We start from the raw sequence: 3,564 nt of genomic DNA, 5'->3' as shown, positions 1-3,564 counted from the left end.
GGTGACGACGATGCGGCTCATGGTCGCGCCGCCGTCGCGTCAGCGGCGAGGAACGGGATGCCGAGGTCGGCGACCTGCACGGGAAGCCCGGTCTCGAGCGATCGGTTGCCGGCGATGCCGACGGCGATGGAGCGGACGCCGTCGCGCCAGTCCGCGGGGCGCGCGAGCGGGTCGTCTCCGGGGCCCTCGAAGACGTCGGCGAGCAGCAGCGCGTCGCCGCCGCCGTGGCCGTCGCCGCTGCTCTCGATCGGAACCTCGTATGCGGCCTCCCAGTGCCGCTGCACGATGAGCCGTTCGCCCTCGGGGCGCAGCGACTGCGCGGTGCCGGCGTGGACGGCGGAGGGGTCGAGCACCGGGTGCAGGCCTTCGCCGGCGAGCACCGCGCCCCGCTCGACGACCTCGAGCTCGGCGCGGCCGAGGGTGCCGTTCACCGCGACGCGGTACCCCTCCCATGGCGAGTGCGCGTTGAGGGAGTACGAGAGCGTCGCGCCGGACGCGTAGTCCACGACGAGCGCGAGGTTGTCTTCGATCGTGATGCCCTCGCCGAACACGTCGCGGTCGCGCAGGTAGCCGTCGTGCTGCTCGGCCTCGAGGTACAGGGCCTTCAGGCGCTCGTCCTGGCGCAGGTCGAGCTCGAAGGCGTCGGCTCCGTCGTGCGTGCCGCGTTCCGGACGGCTCAGGATGCCGCGGGCCGCCGCGTTCCCTGCGCCGTAGAAGCGCAGCCCGCCCGACGCGAACACCCGGCGCGGGGCCGAGCGGATCCACCAGTTGACCAGGTCGAAATGATGGCTCGCCTTGTGGACGAGGAGCCCGCCGGAGTGCTCCTTCTCGCGGTGCCAGCGGCGGAAGTAGTCGGCGCCGTGCTTGGTGTCGAGCACCCACGAGAAGTCCACCGAGGTCACTTCGCCGATCGTGCCGTCCTGGATCACCTGACGCAGAGCGGAGTTGCGCGGCGAGTAGCGGTAGTTGAACGTGATGACGACCTCGCGCCCGGTTCGGTCGATGGCGTCCTCGATGGCCGCGGTAGACGGCCCGTCGATCGTGAGCGGCTTCTCGACGACGACATCGGCTCCGGCATCCGTCGCCCGCACGATGAGCGGCGCGTGCAGGTCGTCGCGCGCGCAGATGACGACGCGGTCGACGCGCTCGCCGCGGATCATCTGCTCGAGGTCGTCGGGGCCGTAGACCGCAGGCGCGGGCCGGCCGGCAGCGACGACGCGATCGACGTAGTACTGGGCGCGCACCGGGTTCGGCTCGCAGATGGCGACGAGCACCGCGTCGTCGGCGTAGCTGCCGGTGATCGCATCGACGTACATCTGGGCGCGGTGACCCGCGCCGACGAGGGCGTACCGGCGGTGGCTCATCTCACTCCTTCAGGAAACGTTTTCTCAGGGTACCACGAGCGCGGGTTCGCAGCGCGCGGTCCAGGCGTACGGGTTCGCACGGAGCGAGGCTTCGTTCGGGTGGCGCGACACGCGGATTCGTGGCGGGAATGCCGCGTGTCGTGGCACCTGAATGCGCGCGACCGCGCGTGTGGACGAGCCCGGACTGCCACGTGTGTGCGCCATCCGGCCAATGGCCCGCGGGGTGCGCCCGAGGACGGCATTCGAAGGTTCGCGCTCGACAGAATCGTGGGATGCCCCTGGTCACGGTTCACCTCCGGTACGAGATCGACCCCGACAAGCTCGAGGAGTTCACCCGCTACGCGCGCGAGTGGATCCGGCTCGTCGACAAGCTCGGCGGCACGCACCACGGATACTTCATGCCGAGCGAGGGCGACAGCGACGAGGCGTTCGCGCTGTTCACGTTCCCGTCGCTCGCCGACTACGAGGCCTATCGCACGGCGTCGTTCGCCGACCCCGAGTGCGTCGCGATGTTCGAGTACGCCCGCGAGACGGGGTGCATCCGCCGTTACGAGCGCCGCTTCCTGGCCCCGGTCTTCAGCTGACGCGGGCTCCGGCCGCAGGGCCGGTAGAGCCGCGGACGGTGAGCTCGGGGAGGAGAGTGAGCGGATGCCCCGGCTCGGCGCTCTCGAGCAGCTCGCGCATGCGCGACCACGCCTGCGCTCCGAGCTCGGCGGCCGGGACGGCCGACGTCGTCAGCGGTGGCGTCGTGTACTGCGCGAACGGGATGCCGTCGAACCCCGCGACGGAGAGGTCGTCGGGGACGCGGCATCCGCTCGCCTGGAGGGCGCTCAACAGGCCCATCGCGACGAGGTCGTTGAAGGCGAGTGCGGCCGTCGCGTCCGACTCGAGCACGGCGGGTGCCGCGGCGGCGCCGGCCTCGAAGTCGACGCCGCAGGGGATCTCGGTCACGTCGGTGTCGGGGTGCGCGATGCGGAACGCCTCGATCGCCTCGAGCCGGGCCGCGTTCGCGACACTGCCGGGGGCGCCGGCGAGGAACACGATGCGGCGGTGGCCGAGCGCGTGAAGATGGGTGAGCTCGGCCGTCAGGGCGCTGCCGTAGTCGGCGCGCACCGACGGCACGTCGCCCGACGCGCGGTTGATCAGCACGACGGGCTGGAGTCCTCCGACGAGGCGGTCGAGCTCGTCCTGCGGCAGTCGCGGCGCGCACAAAATCACGCCGTCCGTGCGGCGGCGGGTCGCGGTGGCGAGTACACGCTCCTCGTCGACCGACTCCGCCGAGTCCGCCACGAGCACGTGGTAGTCGTCGGCTGCGGCCGCGCGGCTCAGCCCGCGGAGGATCGCCTGGAAGGTCGGGTTGCCAAGATCGGGCACGACGACCGCGACCGTCTGGGTGCGGCCGAGCACGAGGCTGCGGGCGACGGCGCTCGCGGTGTAGTCGAGCGCGGCCGCGGCATCCTGCACCTTCGCGACCAGCGTGGGGTCCACCGTGGGATTGCCGTTCAGCGCGCGCGAGACCGTCGAGAGCGAGACGCCGGCGCGGGCTGCGACGTCCGCGATGGTGACGCCCTTCGGCGGTCGAGGCATCCGTCGACTCCCTTCGGTCGGTTCAGCCTAACCGGGGAGGAAACGCTTCCTGGTGCACGCGGATGCGTCAAGCGCGCGGCGGCGTCGACCCGCGCACGATGACCTCGAGTGGGAGAGACGGTTCGGCGGGCTCCCACTCCGGGTCGATCGCCGCGTGCAGCGCGCGATAGCCCAGCTCTTCGAGAGGGACCCGCACCGTCGTGAGGCCCGGACGGATGTCGCGACCCGTCGCGATGTCGTCGAATCCGGCGACGGCGACGTCGGCGCCGACGTCGCGTCCGGCATCCCGGACTGCCGACATGGCGCCGATCGCGACCACGTCGCTGATGCCGAAGATCAGGGTTCCCGGGGCGACGTCGCCCGCGAGCAGCTCGCGCGCGGCGTCGTAGCCGGCGTCGCGCGTGAAGCCCGCACGACGCACCTCGCGAACGGCGCCTCCGCCCGAGCCGAAGCCCTCGGTGAACCCGGCGAGGCGGTCGTCGGACGTACGGATGCCCGGGGATGCCGCGAGGACGACTGATTCGCGATACCCGAGTCGGGCGAGCTCGGCGCCGAGCGCCGCCGCGCCGCCGCGGTTGTCGACCGCGACGGATCGTGCCGGCCCGCCGCCGGG

4 protein-coding genes are annotated in these 3,564 nt (G+C 72.1%); 1 reads left to right on the top strand and 3 read right to left on the bottom strand.

Annotated features, from left to right (window positions below; genetic code table 11):
• Positions 1–17: 17 nt before the first annotated feature.
• Complete coding sequence (locus EIO58_RS14570; RefSeq protein WP_127820133.1) at positions 18–1,364, bottom strand: Gfo/Idh/MocA family protein; 1,347 nt, start codon at positions 1,362–1,364, stop codon at positions 18–20.
• A 278-nt stretch (positions 1,365–1,642) separates the two neighbouring features.
• Between EIO58_RS14570 and EIO58_RS14565 the strand changes: the two genes are divergently transcribed.
• A complete protein-coding gene (locus tag EIO58_RS14565; RefSeq protein ID WP_127820134.1) occupies positions 1,643–1,948 on the top strand; it encodes an NIPSNAP family protein in 306 nt (101 codons plus the stop codon).
• Here the strand turns inward: EIO58_RS14565 and EIO58_RS14560 are convergent.
• Both EIO58_RS14560 and EIO58_RS14555 read right to left on the bottom strand, forming a co-directional pair.
• Complete coding sequence (locus EIO58_RS14560) at positions 1,941–2,951, bottom strand: LacI family DNA-binding transcriptional regulator (protein WP_127820132.1); 1,011 nt, start codon at positions 2,949–2,951, stop codon at positions 1,941–1,943. The two genes, EIO58_RS14565 and EIO58_RS14560, sit on opposite strands and share 8 nt — an antisense overlap.
• A gap of 67 nt (positions 2,952–3,018) precedes the next feature.
• A partial coding sequence (locus EIO58_RS14555) for a substrate-binding domain-containing protein (RefSeq protein ID WP_164861733.1) occupies positions 3,019–3,564 on the bottom strand: 546 nt, incomplete at its 5' end.

Origin of the sequence: Microbacterium sp. CPCC 204701 (genome assembly GCF_004010105.1) — a bacterium.
Classification (GTDB): domain Bacteria; phylum Actinomycetota; class Actinomycetes; order Actinomycetales; family Microbacteriaceae; genus Microbacterium.
The sequence above is the reverse complement of the archived record's forward strand: the minus strand, read 5'-3'. Positions and strand labels throughout refer to the sequence as shown.